The 23756-nt window shown below is 74.0% G+C and carries 19 protein-coding genes; 12 read left to right on the forward strand and 7 right to left on the reverse strand.

Annotated features, from left to right (window positions below; genetic code table 11):
* Positions 1-11: 11 nt before the first annotated feature.
* Positions 12-812, forward strand: coding sequence for a response regulator transcription factor (locus tag ABZ493_RS01180; protein ID WP_430580340.1), 801 nt, complete (start codon positions 12-14; stop codon positions 810-812).
* Here ABZ493_RS01180 and ABZ493_RS01185 read toward each other — a convergent pair.
* The 4 genes from ABZ493_RS01185 to ABZ493_RS01200 all read right to left on the reverse strand — a co-directional run bounded on the left by ABZ493_RS01185 (position 788) and on the right by ABZ493_RS01200 (position 5503).
* Positions 788-1174, reverse strand: coding sequence for a hypothetical protein (locus ABZ493_RS01185; protein ID WP_430580341.1), 387 nt, complete (start codon positions 1172-1174; stop codon positions 788-790). The genes ABZ493_RS01180 and ABZ493_RS01185 overlap by 25 nt on opposite strands.
* Positions 1171-2613, reverse strand: a complete 1443-nt coding sequence (locus tag ABZ493_RS01190; RefSeq protein ID WP_430580342.1) for a glycosyltransferase family 2 protein — start codon at positions 2611-2613, stop codon at positions 1171-1173. The genes ABZ493_RS01185 and ABZ493_RS01190 overlap by 4 nt, the downstream gene beginning before the upstream one ends.
* A gap of 113 nt (positions 2614-2726) precedes the next feature.
* Positions 2727-3842, reverse strand: a complete 1116-nt coding sequence (locus ABZ493_RS01195) for a hypothetical protein (RefSeq protein WP_430580343.1) — start codon at positions 3840-3842, stop codon at positions 2727-2729.
* A complete protein-coding gene (locus ABZ493_RS01200) occupies positions 3839-5503 on the reverse strand; it encodes a HAMP domain-containing sensor histidine kinase (RefSeq protein ID WP_430580344.1) in 1665 nt (554 codons plus the stop codon). The genes ABZ493_RS01195 and ABZ493_RS01200 overlap by 4 nt, the downstream gene beginning before the upstream one ends.
* Positions 5504-5562: 59 nt before the next feature.
* On the opposite strand from ABZ493_RS01200, the gene ABZ493_RS01205 reads away from it, so the two are divergent.
* From ABZ493_RS01205 to ABZ493_RS01240, 8 genes are all read left to right on the forward strand, one after another.
* Positions 5563-7263, forward strand: coding sequence for an FAD-dependent oxidoreductase (locus ABZ493_RS01205; protein WP_430580345.1), 1701 nt, complete (start codon positions 5563-5565; stop codon positions 7261-7263).
* Positions 7260-7721 (forward strand): nitroreductase family deazaflavin-dependent oxidoreductase, encoded by a 462-nt coding sequence (locus ABZ493_RS01210; RefSeq protein WP_430580346.1) that lies wholly within the window; start codon positions 7260-7262, stop codon positions 7719-7721. The genes ABZ493_RS01205 and ABZ493_RS01210 overlap by 4 nt, the downstream gene beginning before the upstream one ends.
* 178 nt (positions 7722-7899) lie before the next feature.
* The gene (locus ABZ493_RS01215) at positions 7900-9027 is read left to right on the forward strand and encodes an ABC transporter substrate-binding protein (protein ID WP_430580347.1); all 1128 of its coding nucleotides are present in this window, start codon (positions 7900-7902) and stop codon (positions 9025-9027) included.
* Positions 9024-9872 (forward strand): ABC transporter ATP-binding protein, encoded by an 849-nt coding sequence (locus ABZ493_RS01220; RefSeq protein ID WP_430580348.1) that lies wholly within the window; start codon positions 9024-9026, stop codon positions 9870-9872. The genes ABZ493_RS01215 and ABZ493_RS01220 overlap by 4 nt, the downstream gene beginning before the upstream one ends.
* Positions 9869-10771, forward strand: a complete 903-nt coding sequence (locus ABZ493_RS01225) for an ABC transporter permease (protein WP_430580349.1) — start codon at positions 9869-9871, stop codon at positions 10769-10771. The genes ABZ493_RS01220 and ABZ493_RS01225 overlap by 4 nt, the downstream gene beginning before the upstream one ends.
* A 47-nt stretch (positions 10772-10818) precedes the next feature.
* A complete protein-coding gene (locus ABZ493_RS01230; protein ID WP_430580350.1) occupies positions 10819-12210 on the forward strand; it encodes an LLM class flavin-dependent oxidoreductase in 1392 nt (463 codons plus the stop codon).
* Positions 12207-12719 (forward strand): flavin reductase family protein, encoded by a 513-nt coding sequence (locus ABZ493_RS01235; RefSeq protein WP_430580351.1) that lies wholly within the window; start codon positions 12207-12209, stop codon positions 12717-12719. Before ABZ493_RS01230 ends, ABZ493_RS01235 begins: the two co-directional genes overlap by 4 nt.
* A 97-nt stretch (positions 12720-12816) precedes the next feature.
* Complete coding sequence (locus ABZ493_RS01240) at positions 12817-15570, forward strand: HAD-IC family P-type ATPase (protein WP_430580352.1); 2754 nt, start codon at positions 12817-12819, stop codon at positions 15568-15570.
* Here ABZ493_RS01240 and ABZ493_RS01245 read toward each other — a convergent pair whose 3' ends face one another.
* The 3 genes from ABZ493_RS01245 to ABZ493_RS01255 are packed head-to-tail and all read right to left on the reverse strand — an operon-like array spanning position 15571 to position 20199.
* Entirely contained in the window at positions 15571-16209 is a 639-nt protein-coding gene (locus tag ABZ493_RS01245) for an AAA family ATPase (protein WP_430580353.1), read from the reverse strand.
* Positions 16210-16213: 4 nt separating this feature from the next.
* The gene (locus tag ABZ493_RS01250) at positions 16214-18871 is read right to left on the reverse strand and encodes a family 78 glycoside hydrolase catalytic domain (protein WP_430580354.1); all 2658 of its coding nucleotides are present in this window, start codon (positions 18869-18871) and stop codon (positions 16214-16216) included.
* On the reverse strand, positions 18868-20199 hold the full coding sequence (locus ABZ493_RS01255; RefSeq protein ID WP_430580355.1) for an MFS transporter: 1332 nt from the start codon (positions 20197-20199) through the stop codon (positions 18868-18870). Before ABZ493_RS01255 ends, ABZ493_RS01250 begins: the two co-directional genes overlap by 4 nt.
* A gap of 105 nt (positions 20200-20304) precedes the next feature.
* Here ABZ493_RS01255 and ABZ493_RS01260 point away from each other — a divergent pair, with 105 nt between their 5' ends.
* The 3 genes from ABZ493_RS01260 to ABZ493_RS01270 all read left to right on the forward strand — a co-directional run bounded on the left by ABZ493_RS01260 (position 20305) and on the right by ABZ493_RS01270 (position 23727).
* Positions 20305-20844 (forward strand): hypothetical protein, encoded by a 540-nt coding sequence (locus ABZ493_RS01260; RefSeq protein ID WP_430580356.1) that lies wholly within the window; start codon positions 20305-20307, stop codon positions 20842-20844.
* A 116-nt stretch (positions 20845-20960) separates the two neighbouring features.
* Entirely contained in the window at positions 20961-22409 is a 1449-nt protein-coding gene (locus tag ABZ493_RS01265; RefSeq protein WP_430580357.1) for a basic amino acid/polyamine antiporter, read from the forward strand.
* A 49-nt stretch (positions 22410-22458) separates the two neighbouring features.
* The gene (locus tag ABZ493_RS01270) at positions 22459-23727 is read left to right on the forward strand and encodes an arginine deiminase (protein WP_430580358.1); all 1269 of its coding nucleotides are present in this window, start codon (positions 22459-22461) and stop codon (positions 23725-23727) included.
* Positions 23728-23756 lie beyond the last annotated feature (29 nt).

Genomic DNA, 23756 nt, shown 5'->3' on the forward strand with positions numbered 1-23756 from the left:
AGCGTGTCGACATGCCCGCAGGATCGCCGCTCCCGAGCGGTTCCGACGACGCCCGCGAACGCACCGCCGTCATCGTCGAGGACGACCCGGACATCCGCGAGCTGCTCGACGCGGTCCTCACCCAGGCCGGGTTCGCCACCTACACGGCCGCCGCGGGCCGTGCCGGGGTGGAGCTCGTCCACCGGCTCGACCCGCTGGTCACGACCCTCGACGTGAGCCTGCCGGACATCGACGGCTTCGAGGTGTGCCGGCGCATCCGGGCGGTCTCGGACACCTACGTCGTCATGCTGACGGCGCGCACGGACGAGATCGACGCCCTCATGGGCCTGGAAGCCGGCGCCGACGACTACCAGACCAAGCCGTTCCGACCGCGCGAGCTGAGGGCGCGGATCGAGGCGATGCTCCGGCGCCCCCGCCGTGCCGGCGCCGCGGACGGCGTCGCGTCCGCCGTCGCCGACAGCCTCGTCGCCGACAGCCTCGTCGCCGACAGCCTCGTCGCGGACGGTCTGGTCGTGGACGTCCCGGGGCGGGTCGTCCACGTCGACGGCGCGGAGGTCCCTCTCACGCGCAGCGAGTTCGACCTGCTGGCGGCGCTCGCGGGCGCCCCGGGCCGGGTCCTCGCCAAGGACGCCCTGGTGCGGGTGCTGTGGGGCGAGACGTACGACGTCGGGACGCCGGTGACGGAGGCCGACCGCCGCAGCGTCGAGGTCCATCTCGCGAACCTGCGCCGCAAGCTCGGCGACGACCCGGGAGCGCCACGGTGGATCCGCACGGTGCGCGGGGTCGGCTACCGGTTCGACCACCGCCCCTGAGCGAGGGCCGCCGCGACGAGCAGGGTGGCGGAGCGGGCCTGCGAGGACACGTCGTCCAGCCGCCGACGTGCGCCCGCCACGCCCTCCTGGGCCAGCGCCGCCAGCGCCCGGTCGGCGGCACCCGCGAGGCCCTCGAGGCCGAGCATCGTCGACGTGCAGGAGAAGGACAGCAGGGCCTCGCGGACCGCCTCGTGGTCGGTCCGGCGCAGCGCCCGGTCCAGCGCGGTGACCCGTCCGGCCAGCAACCCGACCCACGACCCCGCGAACCTGGCGACGGCGGCCCGGTCGCCCTCCAGCTCCTCGGCGAGCGAGGTCCAGGCGGCCTCGAGGGCCGCTGCCTCCCCGGGCCCGGGCGTGCTCATGCCCGCAGGCCGTGGTGACGACGCAGCAGCCGCCGCACCATGAAGACGGTCTGGAGCACGGTGATCACGCCGAGTACCGGCCACCCGAAGGAGAGCACGGCGGACTGCGCGGCGGTCGGCAGGAGCGTCCAGGACCAGGCGACACCCGCGAGCGCGACGACCGCGACGACGAGCGGGGCGAGATAGGCCCAGCCGCTGCCGCGCTCGGCCTTGGCCTGCGCCGCCCAGTTGTCGGTGCGCGACCGGGACAGGAACTTGGACCAGGCGCGGACGAAGTGCCCGATGCGGATCCACATGTACAGCTCGGCGGGCACGAGCGTCGCCGCGAACAGGACGTCGCGCCAGGTGCGGTCGCGCATCGACATCGCGATGCGCAGGTTCAGCGCGACGGCGACGGCAGGAGGCACGAGCCAGACGGGGGAGAACTCGAAGGCGCCGATGCTCAGCGCGCCCGCGAGGAGCAGCCCGAAGAGCAGGCGCGTGGCGGCGTTGACGACCATCCCCACGTTCTCCGTCCAGCGCAGCCGGAGGTTCGGGTGGAAGGGCTGACCCCGGGTGTCGCCGCGCTGGCCCGGCCACATGAGGTCGATCGCGCCGTAGTTCCACTTGACCTGCTGGCCGTCCAGGGCGCGCAGGGTGGTCATGCCGCCGACGACGGCGCGGGCCGTGGCGCTGATCTTCGTGGAGTACCCGAGCGACTTGATCTGCAGGCTCAGCAGGGAGTCCTCGACCTCCGAGTCGCTCACCCAGGGGGCGCGCTGGTGATGGGCCAGCATCACGTCCTCGAGCGCCGACATGCGGAACAGGGAGGCCTGCCCGCCGAGCACGGCCATGTTCCGGCCGCGCAGCAGGTTCTGCATGGTGAAGGCCGCGAACTGCGCGCGCTGACCGGTGAGCAGGAAGCGTGCGAAGGGACCGCGGGGCGAGGTGTCGACCGTGTAGATCGCGGAGATGCCGCCGATGCGCGGGTCCGACTCCATCTCGGCCTCCAGCTGCTCGACGGCGTTCTTCGCCAGGACCGTGTCGCCGTCCACGCCGAGCAGGTAGTCGGCGCCGCGCACGAGGCGGTAGCCGTAGTTGAGGGCACCGACCTTCTTGTCGGGGACCTGTCCCATGTCGTGCACGTAGACGCGCGTCGTCTGCTCGCGGCCCTTGCGCACGACGGTGTGCTCGCCGGCGAGGCGGGACGCCTTCCGGAACGTCTTGTCGGTGGTGTTGTTCACGACGACGTGGACCACGTCGGGCAGGCGCGTCTGGCGGAGCAGCCCCTTGAGGACGCTCTTGATCGTGGCGCCCTCGTTGTACGCGGGGACGATCGCGCCGATGGTGGCCCGTCGCGGGGTCTCGGCGACCACGAGCTCGGACGGCGTGAACTCGTACCGGTCGAGCTCGGTGCCGAACGCCAGGGGCGGGCCGGGCTCGGTGAGGGTGGCGGTCATGGAGGGCTCCGGGGTGGTTCGGGGACGAGGTAGTTCGAGATTCAACGAACTCATCCTCCGGACCGAACCTGCGGCGACCGTCGGGGTCGCCGCAGGAAAGCCTCAGGATCGGCTCAAGAACGCGCGCCGAGGCCCGCGCGGGCGGTGCGCACCAGCGCCGTGAGCCCGTCCGCCCCGCCCGCGGCCCGGCCCTCGGCGATCTCCAGGACGATCGGGTCGCCGTCGAGGTCGACGGGCCGCTCGAGCAGCTCGCGACGCACGTCGGCCACCCAGCGAGCGTCGTCGACGGCGTCGGGGAGCACCACGATCACCTCGTCCCGGACGGTCGTGTCGGAGCCCGCGGCGCCCCCGGCGGGCAGGAGCCTCAGCACGACGTCCGCCAGGTGGGCCCAGGCCGCGTCGCGGCCCTCGTGACCGAACGCGTCGCGGACCGCGGCGCCGTCGACGCAGCGCAGGACGACCACGCGCACCGGCCCGCCCGCCGCCCGGCCGCCCGGGTCGGCGACCGTGCGTCCGAGATGGGCCGGCGTCCGGGTGCCGAGCACCGGGTCGAAACGGACGGCGGCCGCCACGGTGGTCTCCCGCGTGCGGAGCGCCATCATCGCGAACGCCCCCACCAGCACCAGGACCAGGTTCACGAGGGTGGTCGTGGTGGTCGAGAACCAGCGCTCGAACGCCACCGAGCCGGGGCCGCCCGCCGCGAACACGACGGCCCGGGCCGCGTAGTAGGCGCCCGCGGCCGCGCACGTGATCCCCAGGGCCGTCGCCTCCGGCGCGGGCCGGCCGCCGCGTCCCGAGCGGCCGAGGAACTCGACCGCCGCGAGCAGCGACCATCCCGCGACGCCCAGCAGGTACGGCAGGCCGCCCGCCCAGGGCCCGCCGTCCGGCCCGTCGACGAGGGCGGCGAGCGCGACGACGGCGGCCGACGCCGTCACCACCCAGAGCAGCGAGCGCCTCCCCGCGCGGGCGCGCGCGCCCGACCAGATCGCGCCGAGCGACAGGACGAAGGCCCCGTTGCCCAAGGACGTGGCCCACCAGGCGGCGGCGGACGCCCCGCTCGCCAGGTAGGCGAACGTCGTGACGATCGCGGCGAGGAAGGTGAGCGTCCAGCAGCGGTCGACGACGTCGGCCCGGGGCCGCCGGACCACGCCGACGACGTAGAGCGTGGAGACCACCACCAGGACCACGGGCGTGACCACCAGCAGCGTCGTCTCGTCCAGCCCGTTCACCCCGCACCCCCTCGCGCGCCGGAGGGGCGTGCCGCGGCTGCCGGGAGCCGGACCGTGACGGTCGTGCCGACCCCGGGCTCGCTCGTCAGGCCGATCGTCCCGCCGTGCGCCTCGACGACCTGGCGGCAGATGTGCAGCCCGAGCCCGGTGCCGTGCCGGGTGCCCTGCCGCACCGCGGGGGCCCGGTAGAACCGGGCGAAGACGCGTTCGACGTCGTCGGGCGCGATGCCGACCCCCTCGTCCCGGACCACGAGGGCGACGGAGCCGCCGTCGTGGTCCACCTCGGCGGACACGGCACCGCCCGCGTCGGAGTACTTCACGGCGTTCGAGAGCACGTTGTCCACCACCTGTCGCAGCATCGCCGCGTCGCCGCGGACGTGCGCGCCGTCCGCCGGACCACGATGCTCCACCCGCAGCCCGGCGCCGGCGGCGAGAGGCTCGATCGCGGTGACGGCCTCGTCGACCACGGCGGCGAGGTCGACGTCGTCGCGGGCGGGGTCGAGGTCGCCACCGCGCGTGGCCGCGGCCGTCAGCAGGTCGCTCACGAGCGCGAGGAGACGGTCGGCGTTGCGTGCCGCGACGTCGACATGGTGCACGACCCGGGGTGGCGCGCCGGGGACGTCGGCGGCGAGCTCGAGATGACCGACGATCGACGTGAGCGGCGTCCGCAGCTCGTGGGACGCGGCCGCGACGAAGTCCTCCTTGAGCTCGAGCGCCGTGACCTGGTCGGTGAGGTCCTCGAACGTGACGACGGCGAGCCGTCCGCCGGTGTCCGGGTCCGCCCGGTCCAGCTGCACGACGGAGGTGCGCAGCGCCCGCCGGCCGGTGGGCAGCGGCCACCACGCCACGTCGCCGGTCAGCGAGTCGCCGGACACGGCGCGCTCGACCGGCCCGGTCGCGGACCAGGATCCGTCGAGGGCGGTGGGGCGCAGGTCGGGCAGGTCCTGGACGCGGAGGCCGGGACGGAGCATCCCGTCCGTGGCGTCGACGGCCAGGCGGTTCACGAGCACGATGCGGCCGTCGGCGTCGAGCAGGAGGATCCCCACGCCTGCCGTGCCGACCACGGCCTCCAGCAGCCGCCGCTCGTCGCCGAGGCCCGCGGCGGCCTGCCGCAGCTGTGCGCCCTGGCGTCGCAGCAGCAGGTTGCGGGCGTCCGACCGGCGCTGGATGGCCCCCACCGAGAGGGCGACCGCGGAGAGGACCACGGGCACGAGGGCGACGCGGGCCAGCTGGTTCGACGTCGTGACGGCGCCGGTCGCCACGGTGGGCAGCCAGGTGACGGCGAACCCGCCCGCGACGGCGAGACCGACGCCGACCCTGCCCTGGCGCTGGGCGAGCCACAGCACGGGGAAGACGGCCAGCAGCGACGCGGGCGCGTCGGCGGCGACGAACATGGCCGTGGCGGTGAGGTCCAGCAGCGGCACCACGATCTCGGCACGGTGGCCGAGCCGGTGCCACGGCACGAGGATCGTCACGGCCAGCGCGACGACCAGGACCACGACGCCGGCGACGAACCAGCCCTCGGTCACGGTGGCACGGTCGTAGACGGTGAGCCCGATCGTGGCGAGGGCCGCCGTGGCCAGGAACGGGAGGTGGACGACGAGCACGCCGGAACGTCGGACGGGCAGCGCGTCCGCGCGCACCCCCGCGTCTGCTCGCATCCGTCGACACTAACCACGGCGCCTGCGCGCCGCGCGCCGCGGCGCCCTACGCTGACCGCATGCCGGAGCGTCCCGTGATCCTGCTCGTGGCGGACGCGCACGCGTCCCAGGTGGAGCAGGAGTTCCGCGCCCGGTACGACCGCGACTACCGGGTCGAGCTCGTGCGCACCGCCGACGCGGCGCTGGACCGGCTGCGCGACCTGGTGGCCGCGCGGGAGCCGGTGGCCATGATCGCGGCGGAACGCCGGCTGCCGGACGGCGCGGGGGTCGAGCTGCTGCACCAGGTGCCGGCGGTCGTGTCCACGGCGCGACGGGTGGCGCTGATCGCCGGCGACGAGTACGCCGACGCCCTGGACGAGATGCGGGCCGCCCTCCTGCGCCGCGACATGGACACGTTCGTCGGCATCCCGCGCGGCGCGCGCGACGAGGAGTTCCACACCGCGCTGGTCGAGCTGCTGTCGGAGTGGGGCTGGTCGGTGGCCCGCCCCACCGTGACGTCCACGGAGATCGTCGCGGAGCCGGGCGACCGGGAGGCGGCCGCGGTCCGCGACCTGCTCGAACGGCTCGGCATCCCCAACCGCGTCCTCGCCCCCGACGACGCCGCGGCGCGCGAGATCCTCGCGGAGGCGGGCGGGGGCGCCGCCCTCCCGGTGGTGCGCGCGTTCAACGGCCGCGTGCTCGCGGGCGCGACGCCGTCCGCCGTCGCGGAGGCGATGTACGGCGGCTACGACTCGATCCCGCCGGGCGAGATCGCCGACGTCGCGGTGGTCGGTGCGGGGCCGGCTGGGCTGGCGGCCGCGGTGTACGCGGCGTCCGAGGGCCTGGCGACGGTGGTGCTGGAGCGTGACGCCATCGGCGGCCAGGCCGGGTCGAGCTCGATGATCCGCAACTACCTCGGCTTCCCGCGCGGCATCTCGGGGATGCGGCTGGCGCAGCGCTCCCGCATCCAGGCGGGGCGGTTCGGCGCCCGCTTCTACACCGGCCGCCCGGTGGCGCGGATCGAGCCCGGCCCCGCGCACGAGCCGGAGCACCACCACGTGCACGTCGACGGCGCGCAGCTCTGCGCCCGCACCGTCGTCCTCGCGACCGGCGTCTCCTACCGGCGGCTCGGCGTGCCTGGGGTCGACGACCTCGTCGGCGCGGGCGTGCACTACGGCGCCGCGAGCTCGATGGCGCGCGAGATGACGGACCGGGACGTCGTCGTGGTGGGCGGCGGAAACTCCGCCGGCCAGGCCGCCGTGCACCTGGCGAAGTTCGCCGGCTCGGTGACGATCCTCGTGCGCCGCGCGGACCTCGCGGAGACGATGTCGGACTACCTCGTCCGGGAGATCGCCGCGACGCCGACGATCGCGGTGCGCCCGCGCACGGCCGTCGTCGACGGCGGCGGGGACGGTCGCCTCCAGTGGCTGATCACCGAGGACCTGGACACCGGCGAGCGGTCCAAGGCGCACGCCGACGGTCTGTTCTGCCTGCTCGGCGCCGAGCCGGACTGCGGCTGGCTGCCGGGCGGCGTCGCGCGCGACGACCACGGCTTCGTGCTCACCGGCCGCGACGTGCCGCAGGAGCGCTGGGTGGACGGCCGCCCGCCGGCCAGCCTGGAGACGACGCTGCGCGGCGTGTTCGCCGTCGGGGACGTGCGCGCCGGCTCGATGAAGCGGGTCGCGAGCGCGAGCGGCGAGGGGGCGTCCGTCCTGCCACTGGTGCACACGCACCTCGCCTGGCTGCGGGCGCAGGAGTTCGGGGGAGGGAGCCCGGCATGACCGACGGCACGCACCCGCCGCGCACCTTCGAGCGCAGCCGCGCCCGCGACGTCGGCGACGCGGTGACCGGAGTGTTCGTCCGCCTCGGGCTGGTGCCGGGCACATGGTTGCTGACCACGCGGGGCCGGCGGTCGGGCCTCCCGCGCACGAACCCCGCGACCCTCGTCACCCTCGACGGGCGGCGCTGGCTGGTGGCCCCGTACGGCGTCGTGTCCTGGGTGCACAACGTGCGCGCCAACCCGCGCGTGCTGCTGCGCCGCGGGCTCGCGCGGCGCGTGTGCGTGGTGCGGGCGGCCTCGGCCGAGGAGGCCGGGCCGGTGCTGCGGCAGTACCTGCGCCAGTCGCGGCCCACGCGGCCGTACTTCGCGGCGACCGTCGACTCCCCGGTGGCGGACTTCGTCGCCGAGGCGGACCGGCACCCGGTGTTCGAGCTGGTGCCGCACGACGCCGGCCGCTGACCCACCCGTCCACATGGTGGTCCCAGTATTCGAGACAACTCCTACCTAAATAGTCGGGTGTGGATTACGGTCTCCGACATGACCACGACGGCACTCCTCATGCTCACCCCGCGACCCGCGGGCGAGCCGTGTCGCCCGGGCGCAAGCACCCGCCCGAGCCGACACCCCGAGGAGCATCGTGAGCACCACCGTCTACCCACGCCCCACCGACCAGCGCCCGACCGACCCTGAACGCGGCGCCCGTACCCGCGCCCGCCGCGGCGTCGCCGCGCTCTCCGCGGCCCTGCTGGGGCTGACGCTGTCCGCCTGCGCGGGCGCCACGGCCGCGCAGGAGTCCGCGTCCGGCAAGACCGTCTTCCGCTACCAGGGCGGCACCGGCACCGTCTCCTACCCCGAGCTGGCGGAGGACCTCGGCTACTTCGAGGACATCGAGCTCGACTGGATCGGCGACGTCACCGGCGGTCCCGCGTCGATCCAGGCCGCCGTCACGGGCGAGACGGAGTTCGGCGGCGCGTTCAACGGCGCGATCGCCAAGCTGCAGTCCACCGGCGCACCCGTCACGTCCGTCATCTCGTACTACGGCGCGGACGAGGAGACCTTCGCCGGCTACTACACGCTCGAGGGCAGCGGGATCACCTCCGCCCGCGATCTCATCGGCAAGAAGGTGGGGCTCAACGCCCTGGGCGCGCAGTACGAGACCGTGCTCAAGGAGTGGCTCGCCCGCGAGGGCCTGACGGCGCAGGAGATCGCGCAGGTCGAGCTGGTCGTGGTCCCGCCGGTCAACCTCGAGCAGACCCTCCGCGAGGGTCAGATCGACGTCGCGGCGCTGAGCGGCGTCATCAAGGAGAAGGCGCTGGACCGGGGCGGCCTCGCCGCGCTGGTCGACGACACCGAGCTGTTCGGCGCGTTCGCGTACGGCACCTACCTCCTGCGCGACGACTTCATCGCCAAGAACCGCGACGCCGTCCAGGACTTCGTGCAGGGCACCGCGCGGGCGATCCGCTGGGCGCAGACGACGCCCGCGGACGAGGTGCGCGACCGGTTCACGACGATCATCGAGGAGCGGCACCGCACGGGCGAGACCACCGACCTGGTGCCGTACTGGAAGTCGTCGTCGCTCCCCACCCCGGGCGGCGTGATCCAGGAGAAGGAGATCTCCGTCTGGGTCGACTGGCTGGAGGAGGACGGCCAGGTCGACGACGGCTCGCTCCAGGTCGACGACCTCTACACCAACGAGCTCAACCCGTACGCCGACGGCACGTTCGCCCCGGACGCCGGGCCCGACGGCGAGGAGGTCGCGTCATGACCGCGCTCACGGAGCGGACTGCGCCGGCCGCGCGGGCCGCGGGCACGGACGTCGACGACGCCCCGCCGCGCCTGCGCTTCGACCGGGTGCGCAAGGAGTTCGCCGTCCGCGGCTCGGGCGGCACGCTCGTGGCGCTGGAGGATCTCACCCTCGACGTCGCCGCGGGGGAGCTGGTGACCCTCGTGGGCCCGTCCGGCTGCGGCAAGTCGACGCTGCTCGACCTCGTCACCGGCCTGTCCGAGCCGACGTCCGGGCGCATCCTCCTGGACGGCCGACCCGTGACGGGCCCGGGCCTGGACCGCGGGATCGTCTTCCAGCAGTACGCGCTGCTGCCGTGGCGCACCGCGCAGGCCAACGTGGAGCTCGGTCTGGAGGCGCGGCGCCTGCCGAAGGCGGAGCGCCGCCGGATCGCGCGGGAGCACCTGGAGCTCGTGGGGCTCGCCGGGTTCGAGGACCGCTACCCGCACGAGCTGTCCGGGGGCATGAAGCAGCGCGTCGCCATCGCGCGCAGCCTCGCGTTCGACCCCGAGGTGCTGCTCATGGACGAACCGTTCGCCGCCCTCGACGCCCAGACCCGCGAGACCCTCCAGGACGAGCTCCTGCGGATCTGGCGGGCCACGGGCAAGACGATCGTGTTCATCACCCACGGGATCGAGGAGGCCGTGTACCTCGGACAACGCGTCGTGGTGCTCACCCCGCGCCCGGGCCGCGTGCAGGCCGTGCTCGACGTCGACCTGCCGGGACGCGGCGAGCCGGGCCGGGACCTGCGGGCCGACCCGGAGTTCGTCGCCCTGCGCCACCGCGTCTGGGACGCTCTGCACCACGTCGAGGAGGCGGCCCGATGACCGTCACCGAACCCACGACGCGGTCGACGGGCGCCACCCCGGACGGCGCCGACGCCCCGGCGTTCGCCGACCCGCCCACGCTCGGCCGCCGCAACGCCCTCGACGTCGCGGCCGGTCAGGGCCGGACCGCGGCCCGGTCCGCCGGCCGGCTGGCGCTGAACCTCCTGCGCGCCTCCGCGGCGCTCCTCGTGTTCCTCGCCGTCTGGGAGGCGGCGCCGCGGCTCGGCCTCGCCGACCCGGTGTTCCTGCCGCCGTTCAGCACCGTCCTCGCGACGTTCGTCGACCTGGTCGCGGACGGCACGATCGGTCTCCAGATCGGCACCAGCCTCGCCCGGGCCGGCGCCGGGTTCGCGATCGCGGTGGTGGTGGCGATCCCGCTGGGGTTCGTCATCGGCTGGTACGCCCGGGCCGCGCAGTACCTCAGCCCGTTCTTCGAGCTCTTCCGCAACACCGCGGCGCTCGCGCTGCTGCCGGTGTTCATCCTCGTCCTGGGGATCGGGGAGACCTCCAAGGTCGCGATCGTCGTCTACGCCTGCTTCTTCCCGATCCTGCTCAGCACGATCACGGGGGTGCGGACGGTGGACCCGCTGCTGGTCCGGTCGGCACGGTCGCTCGGGCTCGGCAGCGCCGCGCTGTTCGCCAAGGTCGTGCTGCCGTCGGCCGTGCCGACGGTCTTCACCGGCATCCGCATGGCGGCCACGTCGTCGATCCTCGTGCTCATCGCCGCCGAGATGGTGGGCGCGAAGGCCGGGCTCGGCTTCTACATCACCTACACCCAGTTCAACTTCCAGATCCCCGAGATGTACGCCGGGATCGTGACGATCGCCCTCGTCGGGGTGGCCGTGAACGCCGGGCTCGTGCTCCTGGAGCGCCGGCTCATGCGCTGGCGCGCCGCCTGACGCCCACCCCTTCCTTCTTCCTTCCGCACTCCTCGAAAGGCGGAGCCATGCCCGCACACCAGCCCGCACGCACCCTGACCCTGAACCTCTTCCTGCACCACGTGGGCCACCACGAGGCCGCCTGGCGGCACCCGTCCACGCGTCCCGAGCAGCTCTTCACGCCCGACTACTACGTGCGCCTGGCGCAGCAGGCGGAGGCGGCCAAGCTCGACGCCGTGTTCTTCGCGGACGGCCCGTTGCTGCACGGCGGCGTCGAGCACAACGCCGTCGGCACGCTGGAGCCGATCCTGGCCCTCGCGACCATCGCCGCCCACACCGAGCGGATCGGCCTCATCGCGACGGCGTCGACCACGTACTACGAGCCGTACAACCTGGCGCGCCTGTTCGGCACGCTCGACCACGTCAGCGGCGGCCGCGCCGGCTGGAACATCGTGACGACGTCGTCCGCGCAGGCGTCGGCGAACTTCGGCCTCGACGCGCACCCGGACCCCGCGGTGCGGTACGCCCGCGCCGAGGAGTTCCTCCAGGCGGTCACGCGGCTCTGGGACTCCTGGGAGGCGGACGCCGTCCTCGTCGACCGCGAGGCGGGCCGGTACGCCGACCCGACGCGCATCCACCCGGCCGCCTTCGAGGGCGAGCACGTGCGCGTCGCGGGGCCGCTGAACCTGGCCCGCTCGCCGCAGGGCCGGCCGGTCCTGGTGCAGGCGGGCGCGTCCAACGCGGGCCGCGACTTCGCGGCCCGCTGGGCGGAGGCGATCTTCACCGCCCACCAGCGGCTCGAGGACGCGCAGGCGTTCTACGCGGACGTCAAGGACGGGGCGCGCCGGCACGGTCGTGACCCCGGGCAGGTGAAGATCCTGCCCGGCATCAGCCCGTTCATCGGCTCCACCGAGGCCGAGGCGCGTGCCCTGGAGCGCGAGTTCAACGAGCTCACCGTGCCCGAGTACGGCCTGCGGCAGCTGGGCGGCCAGGCGGGCGTCGACCTGTCGCACCTGGAGCTCGACGCGCCCGTCCCGCTCGAGATCTTCGCCGACGCCGGCGACGTCACGGACAACGCCCGGTCGCGGTTCCAGGTGGTCGCGGGGATCGTGCAGCGCGAGCACCCCACCCTGCGGCAGCTGTTGCATCGGCTCGCCGGCGCCCGTGGGCACCGCGTCGTGGCCGGCACGCCCGAGCAGGTCGCCGACACCATCGCCGAATGGTTCGCCCACGGCGCCGCCGACGGGTTCAACGTCATGCCGCCGTCGCTCCCGTCGGGCCTCGAGGCCTTCACCGAGCAGGTGGTCCCGATCCTGCAGCGGCGTGGCCTGTTCCGCAGCGAGTACGAGGGCAGCACCCTGCGCGACCACCTGGGGCTCGCCGAGCCCGAGAACCGGTACACCGCGGCCCGCCGCGACGCGGACGTGCTCGTCGCGCCCGTCCTGGAGGGGGCCCGATGACGGCGCTCGCGGGGCGGACCGCCCCGATCAGCGCCGACGAGTTCCGCTCCGTGTTCCGCGGCCACCCCGCGGGGGTCGCCGTCGTGGCGCTGCGCGACGGCGACCGGCGGATCGGGTTCACGGCGACCTCGGTGATCTCCGTGTCGGCGGAGCCGCCGCTGCTCGCCTTCTCGCTCGCGACGTCGTCCTCCTCGTGGCCCGCGGTCTCGCGGGCGGGCACGGTGGCGGTGAGCTTCCTGGCCCACGACCAGGCAGACCTCTCGGCCCGGTTCGCGACGAGCGGGATCGACCGCTTCGCCGACGGCGGGTGGCGGGACCTCGACACGGGAGAACCGGTGATCGACGGCGCAGCCGCGTGGGTCCGCGCGCGCGTCGTGCAGCGGACCGCGGTGGGCTCGAGCCACCTCGTGACGCTGGAGGCGGTGCGCAATCACGTCGAGCCCGCCGCGACGCCGCTCGTGTTCCACGACCGGGGCTACCACCGGCTGGGCGCGGCGAGCCGGGTCTGAGCACGGGGCCGGGCACAGTGCCGGGCACGGGTTCAGGCACGGTGTGACGCTCGGCGCCCGGCGCGCGGGGGCGGAGCAAGGCGGGTGAAATGGGGCCATGGACCAGGCCCAGGACGTGACCGCCGAGCCGACGCCGTGGGCCTCGCCCCCGCAGGACGTGCTCGCCGCGCTGCGCACGGACGACGGCGGGCTGACCGCCGCCGGTGCGGCGGAGCGTCTCGCGGAGGTCGGCCCCAACCGGCTGCCGCCGCCGGAGAAGGACCCGCTGTGGAAGCGGATCCTCGTGCACTTCGACGACGTGCTCATCTACATCCTGCTGGTCTCCGCGGTGCTCAAGGCGATCCTCGGCGACTGGGTCGACTTCACGGTGATCCTGCTGGTCGCGGTGGTGAACGCGGCGATCGGCTTCATCCAGGAGGGGCGCGCCGAGAGCGCGCTGAACGGCATCCGGCAGATGCTGTCGGTGCATGCCGAGGCCCGCCGCGACGGCGCGTGGGCCAAGATCGACGCCGACGACGTCGTCCCCGGCGACGTGGTGCGCGTGCGGTCCGGCGACCGGGTGCCCGCCGACGTGCGGCTGCTGCAGGCCACCAACCTGCGCGTCGAGGAGTCGGCGCTCACGGGGGAGTCGGTCGCGGCGAGCAAGCGGGTCGACGCCGTCGACCCCGATGCCGGGGTGGGCGACCGCACCAGCATGCTGTTCTCCGGCACGCTCGTGGCCGCGGGCCAGGGCGTCGGGGTGGTCACGGCCACCGGCGAGCGCACCGAGATCGGCCGCATCCAGACGATGATCTCCGAGGTCACGAGCCTGGAGACGCCGCTGACCAAGCAGCTCGACCGGTTCGGCAAGCTGCTCGCGGTGCTCATCCTCGGCATGGCCGTGGTGATGGTGATCATCGGCCGCGTCGTGCACGACTTCTCCGTGCCCGAGCTGGTCTCGGCGTCCATCGGGTTCGCGGTCGCCGCCGTCCCCGAGGGCCTGCCCGCCCTGGTGACGATCACCCTGGCGCTCGGCGTGCAGCAGATGGCCCGCCGCCGCGCCATCACGCGCAAGCTGCCCGCCGTGGAGACGCTCGGCTCCGTCACGACGATCTGCTCGGACAAGACGGGGACGCTGACCAAGAACGAGATGACCGCGCGGCTGGTGCGCACCGCCGGCCGGTCGTTCGACGTCGCGGGCGCCGGGTACGCACCCGTCGGCGAGCTCACGCTCGCGGGCGAGGGGTCGCGGCACGCCGACCTTGCCGACGACCGCGACCTGGACGCCGTCGTCGCCGCGATGATGCTGTGCAACGACGCGCGCGTGGTGCCCGGGGACGCCGGCGGGCAGGGCGAGGACTGGCGGCTGGTCGGCGAGCCGACGGAGGGCGCGCTGCGCAGCCTCGGCATGAAGGCGGGCTTCGACACCACGGGCTGGTCGCGCCGGGACCTCGTGCCGTTCGAGTCCGAGAACAAGTACATGGCCACCCTCGACCGTGCGCCCGACGGCGCGGAGGTCGTGCACGTCAAGGGCGCGCCCGACCGGGTGCTCGACCGGTGCACCGCCCAGACCGGCCCGGACGGCACGGCCCAGCCCATCGACCGCCCGTTCTGGGAGGCGCAGATCGACGAGATCGGCGGGCGGGGGCTGCGGGTGCTCGCGGCGGCCCGCCGTCGCGCCGTCCCGTCCGAGCCGTCCGGGGAGCTCGCCGACTCGCTCACCGGCCTCGAGCTGTGCGGCCTGGTCGGCATCGTCGACCCGCCGCGCCCCGAGGCGATCGACGCCATCGCGCAGTGCCGCGACGCCGGCATCGCCGTCACGATGATCACCGGCGACCACGCCGGAACCGCGGTGGCGATCGGCCGCGAGATGGGCATCGTCCACGACGAGGTCGGCCCCGACGGCGAGGGACCCGCCGTCCTCACCGGCGCGGAGCTGGAGGCGATGACCACCGAGCAGCTGCGCGCCGTCGTGCAGGACGTGCACGTGTACGCCCGCACGAGCCCGGAGCACAAGATCCGCATCGTGTCGGCGCTGCAGGCGCACGGCGAGGTGGTCGCGATGACGGGCGACGGCGTCAACGACGCCCCCGCGCTCACGCAGGCCGACGTCGGCGTCGCGATGGGCATCAAGGGCACGGAGGCCACGAAGGACGCCGCCGAGGTGGTGCTCGCCGACGACAACTTCGCCACCATCGAGCGGGCCGTGGAGGAGGGGCGGCGGATCTACGACAACATCCGCAAGTCCGTGCTCTTCCTGCTGCCCACCAACGGCGCGCAGTCGCTGGTCATTCTCGTGGCGGTGCTGTTCGGCCTGGTGCTGCCGCTCGCGCCGGTGCAGGTGCTGTGGATCAACATGATCACGGCCGTCACGCTGTCCCTCGGCCTCGCGTACGAGAGGGCGGAGCCGGACGTCATGTCGAGGCCGCCGCGCGACCCGAAGGCGTCGATCCTCGACGCCGCGTTCGTGCGGCGCATCCTGATCGTGTCGCTGCTCATCGGCGGCGCCACGCTGCTCGTGTTCTACGCCGAGCGGGCGCAGGGCGCGCCCCTCGCCGAGGCGCAGACCACGGCCGTGACCATGCTCGCGCTGGGGCAGCTCGCCTACCTGTTCAACTGCCGCTTCCTGGACCGGTCGAGCCTCACGGTGGACGTGCTGCGCGGCAACCGGGTCATCTGGCTCTCCGCCGTCGCGCTGATCGCCCTGCAGTGCGTCTTCGTCTACGCCCCGTTCATGCACGACTGGTTCGACGCCGCCCCCATCGGCCTCGAGGAGTGGGGCAAGACGCTCGGCCTGGCCGTCGTCGTCTTCCTGCTCGTCGAGATGGTCAAGGCGGTGGGCCGGGCGCGGCAGCGCCGCGCCCGGGCCTGATCAGCCGCGCCGCACGTGCTGCAGCGTCGTGCCGGCGCGGCGTGCGGCGCGTCGCACCGGGCCTGCGTCGTCGGCGGTCAGCGTGAGCCCGCACGAGTCCGCGATCCGCTGCGCGACCTGCGGCACGGTGAGGTCGTCGGTGGGCAGGTGCTCGGCGAACGTGGGGGAGGAGAGCAGCTCCAGGTTGGGCACCACCCGCTCGACCGCCCATGCCTCGCGGCGCAGGGCGAGCCGACGCAGGCCGACGGCGTCGGCCACCCGGCCGGCGCCGAGCCCGCGGCGGGCCAGACGCTGCACCACCGTGGCCGGCTCCGCGAGCAGCGCGACGTGCCGCACGTCGTGCCCCAGCTCGCGCAGCCGCCCGACGGTCTCGTCGAAGTAGCGCGTGCTCGTCACCGTCATCGGGGCCAGGACGTGCCCGTCGTGCTTGGCGAGGACCAGGTCGAGCACCTCGACCACCCCCGTGCGCCAGGACGTGAAGTCCTGGAAGTCCGGGCGGTAGTCCCGCGGGACGAGCCGCTGCATCCCGTACCCGACCTGCTCCGGGTCGACCACGAGGCTCCCCGGCAGGCGCCGGTGCAGCTCGGCCACGGTGTGCGTCTTGCCGACGCCGAACGTCCCGTTCACCCAGATGAGCACCCGGTCACGCTAGCGGCGGCCAGGGCACGCGGGTGACGGACTCGCCGTGCCCGACGACCGACCGCGGCGCGCCCGGCACGTCGACCTCCGCCGTCGTGCCGACCGGGACGACGCAGCGCACCACGAGCTCCGCTCCGTCCGCACGGTCCTCGACCCGCCACGCGACCTCGGCGGTGCCGTACGGCGTGACGTGCCGGGCCGAGGCGTGGGTCAGCCCGCCGCCGGGGCGCGGGGCCACGCGGAAGGTGCGGTACCCCGGCTCGAGCGGCGCGAGGCCGGCGACCATGCGGTGCAGCCAGTCGGCCACCGAGCCGAGCGCGTAGTGGTTGAACGACGTCATCTCGCCCGGGTTCACCGTGCCGTCCGTGAGCATGCTGTCCCAGCGCTCCCAGATGGTGGTGGCGCCCAGGTCGACCATGGCCAGCCACGACGGCGACGCGTGGCTGAGCAGCAGCGCGTACGCGGCGTCGAGCCGGCCCGTGGCGCTCAGGGCGTCCGTGACCAGGGGCGTGCCGGCGAACCCGGTGCCGACCGTGTTCCCGCCGTCGCGCACCAGGGCCGCGAGCCGCTCGCCCGCGCGACGGCGCGCGTCGTCGCCGTCGAGGAGGTCGAAGACGATCGACAGCGCGTGCGCGGTCTGGGTGTCGTGCATCGCGTCGCCGCTGTCGACGTAGCGCTTGCGGTACGCGGCGGCGACCTCCTCGGCGAGGTCCCCGTAGCGGGCGGCGTCGTCGGCGCGCCCGAGCGTGCGGGCCATGTCCGCGACGGCGCGCGCCGACCGGGCGAGGTAGGCCGTGGCCACGAGGTGCGGGTCGGTCTGGGCGCGCAGCGGGTCCTCGGGCGGGGCCGTCGGGTCGAGCCAGTCGCCGAGCTGCATCCCGGTGTCCCACAGCCGGTCCGGCCCCGCGAGGCCGGCCACCTTGTCGACCCAGGTGACGGCGCTCGCGTACTGCCGCTCCAGCAGGCCGACGTCGGCGGAGTCGCGGTGCAGCGCCTCCGGCACGAGGGTCGCGGCGTCACCCCACCCGGCGATGTCCTGCGTGGGCTGCCAGTACGTGCCGCCGGGGATCCACGGCACGTACACGGGCACCGTGCCGCCGAACCGCCGCTGCTCCGCGGACAGCGAGCGCAGCCAGTCGGCGAGCATCCCGTGCACGTCGTAGAGGAACGCGGCGGTGGGCCCGAACGCCTGGATGTCGCCGGTCCAGCCGAGGCGCTCGTCGCGCTGCGGGCAGTCGGTGGGGATGTCGACGAAGTTGGAGCGCAGGCTCCAGACGACGTTCTCGTGCAGGCGGTCGAGCGCCGGGTCGCTGCTGGCGAACCAGCCCGTGCGGGCCATGTCGCTGTGCAGCACGCGGGAGACGATCGCCGGGGCGTCCGCGCCCGGCCAGCCGGAGACGTGCGCGTACCGGTAGCCGTGCACGGTGAACCGCGGCTCCCAGGTGAGGCCGGCGCCGTCCAGCACCACCTCGTCCGTGGCGGCGGCCTCGCGCAGCGTGCGCGTGTACAGGGTGCCGTCCTGCAGCACCTCGGCGTGCCGCACGCGCACCACCGTGCCCGTGGGCGCGGCGGGGACGGTGAGGCGCGGGCGGCCGGAGTGGTTCTGCCCGAAGTCGACGAGCCAGCCGTCCTCGCCGTCCGGACCGGGCGCGCGGGTCACGCTCACGGGCGCGAGCTCGCCCGTGCAGCGCACCGGCGGGCCGTCGGGGGCCGCGAGCACGGACCGGTCCAGGGGGTGCACGACGACGGGCGACCAGGCGGCGTCGTCGAAGCCGGGCTCCGACCAGCCCGCCGGGAGCAGGCGCGCGTCGAACGTCTCGCCGTCGTACAGCGAGGCGCGTGTGAGCGGGCCGGGGGCGCTGCGCCACGCGGCGTCGCCGCCCACCACCACGGTCCCGGCATCGGTGACCACCTCGAGCTGCGCCAGCACCCCGACGTGCGTGCCGTAGAGGTCGCGGTGCCCGCCCTCGAAGCCGTACCGGCCGCGGAACCAGCCGTCGGCGAGCCAGGTGCCGACGGCGTTCGCACCCGGGCGCACCAGGTCGGTGATGTCGTAGGCGTACACGCGCAGGCGGTCGTCGTAGGGGGTCCACCCGGGGACCAGCTCGTCGCGGCCGACGCGCCGCCCGTTGAGCTCCGCCTCGACCAGGCCGTGGGCGGTGAGGTGCAGGCGCGCGGACCGCACCTCGCTCCCGGGGACGTCGAACCCGCGGCGCAGCAGCGGCGCGCGGCGCGTCTCGACCGGTCCCTCGTCGTACCCGGGGCCGACCAGCTCGGCCGTCCAGTCGGCCGCCGTCAGCCCGCGCTCGACGACGGCCGGCTCGCTCCACGGGCCCCAGCCCGCGTCGTCGGCGCCACCGCCGGCACCGTCGTCCCGGGTCCGCACGCGCACCTCGGCGCGAGCGCGCGGAGCCAGCGGCACGCCCGGCCAGGGGACGAGCACCTGGGCGTCGCCGTCGACGACGGCGGTCGCGTCCTCGAGCGTCCGGACCTGTCCGCTGCCGTCGGGCGCCGTCGTGCGCCAGGCGATCTCGTACGCGCCCTGCCGGTAGCCCGCGGGCGCTGCGTCGAGATGCCACGAGAGGCGGGGGCGGTCCTCGCCGACCCCGAGGGCGGGCTGGGCGTGGTGCTCGACGCGCAGGACGGGCGCGGGGAAGGTCATCGTGCTCCCTTGTCGATACGGGTGGTGTCGATACGGGTGGTGTCGGTGCGGGTGGCGGCGCCGGTCGGCGCCGGCGCGACGGGCTCGTCGTCGGCGACGCGCGGGTACCGGGTGATCCAGAAGTACCCGATCACGCCGCCCACGGCGATGCACGCCGCCACGAAGACGAACAGCACGTTCGGGCTGGCGGCGAGCAGGGTGGGCGTCCACAGGGCGACGACGGCGGCGACCACGCGGGTGAACGCGATCATCACACCCTGCGCGGTGCTGCGGTAGGTGGTGGGGATGAGCTCCTGCGCCCACACCTTGAACATCGGCTCGCCCGCGACGGCGCCGGCGATGGAGCCGACGACGCCCATGGTCACGAGCGTCCAGACCTCGACGCCGAAGACCACCGGGACCAGGTAGCCGAGCGTGTAGAACACGGCCATGACGGCGAACCAGCGCATCCGGTGCGCGCCGTCCACGATCCGCATGAGCAGATAGGTCGCGGCGAACGCGATCGCGAAGGTGACGAACCCGACCGTGGAGGCGAACCGGACGGTGGTGCCCGCCATCTCCGTGTACATGAGGGTGGAGAACTGGCCGCCGGTGTTCGCACCCACGTTGACCAGCGCGTAGAAGAGCGCGACGGCGACCATCGGCATGAGGTAGGGGCCGCGCAGCAGCCGCTTGAGCGTGCCGAGGTCGACCGCCTCGGCGCCGGCGCCCGTGGTGTCCGCGTGCGCCGCCTGCCAGCGCGACGACTCCGGCATCCCGGCCCGCAGCACCAGCACGACGAGCGCGAGCACCAGGAGCTGCCCGTACATGATCCGGCCGCCGGTCATGCCCATGCCGCCGACGACGATGCCGAACAGCTGCGCGGCGATGATGCCGACGAGCCACAGGATGTGGGAGAACGAGATGAGCTTGCCGCGGTGCTCGGGCGGCGCCTCCTCGGCGATCATCGCGAGCGACGCGGGCAGGTCGGCGCCGACCGCGAGGCCGAGCAGCACGACGCCGGCGTAGAGCGCCCCGGTGCCGGGCGCGGCCACGAGCACCGCGGCGCCCGCCACGTACACGGCCATCGTGGTGAGGAAGACCCGCTTGCGACCGAAGAGGTCGGCCAGCCGGCCGCCCACCAGCGCGCCCGCCGCGATCATGAACGTCAGCAGCGCGGAGTACTGGCCGAACTGCGCGTCGCTGATGCCCAGCGGCTCCTTGTACAGCACCAGCGCAGTGCCGGTCGTGATGATCGCGCCGGCGTCGAGGTACGACGCCATGCCCGCCACCGTGGTGCGGTACCAGGTCCTGCCCGGGATCTTCCCCGGGGCCGTCGAGGTCGTCATCGTTCTCCCACTTCTACTTTGAAGCGCTTCAAATTGAGTCGTTTCACGAGGATGCCCGGACCTCGCGCGCATGTCAACAGCCGACCACGGGCCTACGGTGCACGCATGAGCCGAAGGTCCGAACGCCGCGAGCGCCGACGGCGCCGCCGCGACCAGCTCACGCCGGACCAGCGCGCCGACCGGCTCAAGGAGCGCGTGTACGTCACGTTCGCCGCGCTCGCCGTGGTGCTCGCGCTGCGCGGCCACGTCGAGGGCCTCACGCCGGGACAGGCGGCGACCACCCTGGTCATCACCGTCGGCGGCACCCTGCTCGCCGTCTTCCTCGCCGACCTCGTGTCGCACGTCGTCGCGCACAACCACCTCCCGACCCGCGCCGAGGGCCGCCACATGGTGGGCGTGATCTCCAGCGCCGGCGGAGTCGTGGTGCTGCCGCTCGTGTTCCTGTGGGTGGCCGCGAGCGGGGCGTGGACGACGGCGGGCGCGCTCACCGCCGCGACCTATGCGCTCGTCGCGAGCCTCGGCCTCGTCGGGTACGTGGCCGTGCGGCGCGCGGCGATCCCCACCTGGCAGAAGTGGCTCCTCCTGCTGGCCGAGGTGGTGCTCGGCATGGCGGTCGTGGCCCTCGAGGTGCTCGCGCACGGGTAGGTCCCGGCGGGCGCCGCCGCGGGCCTGATGGATCGCACCGCCGGCGCGCGGACCCGGCGCGACGGTGGAACGATCGGCCGCAGCACCCGTAGATCCCGTCCAGGAGGTCACGGCCCATGGCGCAGCAGGACACCGCGACGTCGACGGGCGGCACGACGAAGGTGTCGCTCCTGACCCTCACCGCGATGGTCGTCGGTTCCATGGTCGGCGCCGGGGTGTTCTCGCTTCCGCGCAGGTTCGCGCAGGAGACGGGCGTCATGGGCGCCCTCATCGCGTGGGTCGTGGCGGGCGCGGGCATGCTGATGCTCGCGTTCGTCTTCCAGCGGCTGGCGATGCGCAAGCCCGACCTCGACGCGGGCGTCTACGCGTACGCGAAGGCGGGCTTCGGCGAGTACACGGGCTTCTTCGCCGCCGCCGGCTACTGGGCCAGCGCGTGCGTCGGGAACGTCACCTACTGGGTGCTCATCATGTCGACGCTGGGCGAGTGGGTCCCGGCGCTCGGCGCCGGGGACACGGTGCTCGCGCTCGCGCTGTCCACCGTCGGCCTGTGGCTGTTCTTCCTGCTGGTGCGGCGGGGCATCAAGGAAGCGACGGCGATCAACCGGATCGTCACCGTCGCCAAGATCATCCCCATCATCGTCTTCGTCCTGCTGGCGCTGTTCGTCTTCGACCCCAGCGCGTTCGCGGAGAACTGGGGCGGCGCCGACTACGCGGGCTCCTTGTTCGACCAGGTGCGCGGCACGATGCTGGTGACGGTCTTCGTGTTCCTCGGCGTCGAGGGGGCGAGCGTCTACTCCCGGCACGCGCGCCGGCGCGAGGACGTCGGCCGGGCCACGATCCTCGGCTTCGTCAGCGTGTTCGCCATCTTCGCGTCGGTGACGATCGTGTCCTACGGCATCATGCCGATGGCCGAGATCGCCGAGCTGCGGCAGCCGTCGATGGCGGGCGTCCTCGAGGCGGCCGTCGGCGAGTGGGGCAGCGTCTTCGTCGGCGTCGGCCTCATCATCTCCGTGCTCGGGGCGTACCTCGCGTGGACGCTCATGGCCGCCGAGGTGCTGTTCGTCGCCGCGAAGGACCGCGACATGCCGCGCTTCCTCACCCGGCAGACCGACCGGGACGTGCCCGTCAACGCGCTGCTGCTGAGCACGTCCCTGTCGCAGGTCGTGCTGATCCTCACGTACTTCTCCGAGGACGCGTTCGACTTCGCGCTCGACATGACCGCCGTCATGACGCTCATCCCGTTCCTGCTCGCCGCGCTCTACGCGGTGAAGCTGCGCGCCACGCGGGAGACCTACGACGGCGCGCCGCCGTCGACCCTGCGCGGCGACCTCGTCGTCACGGTCCTGGCGACCGCCTACACGGCCTTCCTCGTCTTCGCGGCCGGCCTGAGCCTCGTGGTGGTCTCGTTCCTCTTCTACGCGCCCGCGACCGTCCTGTTCGTCATGACGCGGCGCGAGCAGGGGCGCAGGGTCTTCGCCCCCGCCGAGCTGGTGCTGTTCGCCGTCGTGGTCGCGATCGCCCTCCTCGCGGTGATCGGCCTCGCCACCGGCTGGATCTCGATCTGACCGTCCCCACCGACCTCACCGTCCGTCGTCCGACCGAAAGGTTCTCGCCATGACCACCGCACCGTCCGCGCAGCCCGCCGCCCCGGCCCACGGCGTCCACTCGGAGGTCGGCCGGCTGCGCAAGGTGCTGGTGTGCTCGCCCGGGCTCGCCCACGAGCGGCTCACCCCCACGAACTCCGACGACCTGCTGTTCGACGACGTCATGTGGGTGGAGTCCGCGCAGCGCGACCACCTCGACTTCGTCAACAAGCTCACCAACCGGGGCGTCGAGGTCGTCGAGCTGCACGACCTGCTGGCGCAGACGATGGCCATCCCGCAGGCACGCTCGTGGCTCCTGGACCGCAAGGTGGTGCCGAACCAGGTGGGTCTCGGCCTGGTGGAGGGCACGCGGGCGTACCTCGACTCGCTCACCGACCGGGAGCTGTCGCGGTTCCTCGTCGGCGGCCTCTCGACGCACGACCTGCCGGCCGACTTCCGCAGCGACTACGTGAACCTGGCCCGCGAGTCCACCGGCACCCCCGAGTACCTGCTGCCGCCGCTGCCCAACACCCTGTACACCCGCGACACGACCTGCTGGATCTACGGGGGGCTCACGCTCAACCCGCTGTTCTGGCCGGCGCGCAAGGACGAGACGCTGCTGATGAAGGCGATCTACTCCTTCCACCCGGAGTACGTCGGCTCGCGCGTGTGGTGGGGCGACCCGGAGCAGGACTGGGCGCAGGCCACCATCGAGGGCGGCGACGTCATGCCCGTCGGCAACGGCACCGTGCTCGTGGGCATGAGCGAGCGCTCGTCGCGGCAGGGCATCACCCAGTTCGCCAAGGCGCTGTTCGACGGCGGAGAGGTGCAGCAGGTCGTCGTGGCCGGGATGCCGCGGCTGCGCGCCGCGATGCACCTGGACACGGTGTTCACGTTCGCCGACCGCGACCTCGTCACCGTGCACCCGACGATCGTCGACGGCATCCACGCGTTCACCCTCCGCCCCTCGGACGCCGCGCCCGGGGTCGAGGTCACCGACGAGGGCGACACCCCGTTCGTCGACGTCGTCGCCCGGTCGCTCGGGCTGTCGAAGCTCCGCGTCGTGGAGACGGCGGGCGACGTGTACGCCTCCGAACGGCAGCAGTGGGACTCCGGGAACAACGCCGTCGCGCTGGAGCCCGGCGTCGTCTTCACCTACGACCGCAACACCCTGACCAACGCCGCGCTGCGCCGCGCCGGCGTCGAGGTGGTCACCATCGTCGGCGCCGAGCTCGGCCGCGGGCGCGGCGGCGGGCACTGCATGACCTGCCCGATCTCGCGGGACCCGATCGACTGGTGACCGGCAGCGCCGCGCCGGAACGGGCGGCT

The sequence above is a fragment of the Isoptericola sp. NPDC019482 genome (genome assembly GCF_040632295.1).
In the GTDB taxonomy this organism is placed as follows: Bacteria; Actinomycetota; Actinomycetes; order Actinomycetales; family Cellulomonadaceae; genus Isoptericola.

Coding starts and splice junctions, on each gene's coding strand:
- ABZ493_RS01250 (WP_430580354.1), bottom strand. CDS start 18,871: ATGACCTTCCCCGCGCCCGTCCTGCGCGTCGAGCACCACGCCCAGCCC.
- ABZ493_RS01180 (WP_430580340.1), top strand. CDS start 12: ATGCCCGCAGGATCGCCGCTCCCGAGCGGTTCCGACGACGCCCGCGAA.
- ABZ493_RS01185 (WP_430580341.1), bottom strand. CDS start 1,174: ATGAGCACGCCCGGGCCCGGGGAGGCAGCGGCCCTCGAGGCCGCCTGG.
- ABZ493_RS01225 (WP_430580349.1), top strand. CDS start 9,869: ATGACCGTCACCGAACCCACGACGCGGTCGACGGGCGCCACCCCGGAC.
- ABZ493_RS01210 (WP_430580346.1), top strand. CDS start 7,260: ATGACCGACGGCACGCACCCGCCGCGCACCTTCGAGCGCAGCCGCGCC.
- ABZ493_RS01220 (WP_430580348.1), top strand. CDS start 9,024: ATGACCGCGCTCACGGAGCGGACTGCGCCGGCCGCGCGGGCCGCGGGC.
- ABZ493_RS01205 (WP_430580345.1), top strand. CDS start 5,563: ATGCCGGAGCGTCCCGTGATCCTGCTCGTGGCGGACGCGCACGCGTCC.
- ABZ493_RS01235 (WP_430580351.1), top strand. CDS start 12,207: ATGACGGCGCTCGCGGGGCGGACCGCCCCGATCAGCGCCGACGAGTTC.
- ABZ493_RS01260 (WP_430580356.1), top strand. CDS start 20,305: ATGAGCCGAAGGTCCGAACGCCGCGAGCGCCGACGGCGCCGCCGCGAC.
- ABZ493_RS01270 (WP_430580358.1), top strand. CDS start 22,459: ATGACCACCGCACCGTCCGCGCAGCCCGCCGCCCCGGCCCACGGCGTC.
- ABZ493_RS01200 (WP_430580344.1), bottom strand. CDS start 5,503: ATGCGAGCAGACGCGGGGGTGCGCGCGGACGCGCTGCCCGTCCGACGT.
- ABZ493_RS01190 (WP_430580342.1), bottom strand. CDS start 2,613: ATGACCGCCACCCTCACCGAGCCCGGCCCGCCCCTGGCGTTCGGCACC.
- ABZ493_RS01265 (WP_430580357.1), top strand. CDS start 20,961: ATGGCGCAGCAGGACACCGCGACGTCGACGGGCGGCACGACGAAGGTG.
- ABZ493_RS01255 (WP_430580355.1), bottom strand. CDS start 20,199: ATGACGACCTCGACGGCCCCGGGGAAGATCCCGGGCAGGACCTGGTAC.
- ABZ493_RS01240 (WP_430580352.1), top strand. CDS start 12,817: ATGGACCAGGCCCAGGACGTGACCGCCGAGCCGACGCCGTGGGCCTCG.
- ABZ493_RS01230 (WP_430580350.1), top strand. CDS start 10,819: ATGCCCGCACACCAGCCCGCACGCACCCTGACCCTGAACCTCTTCCTG.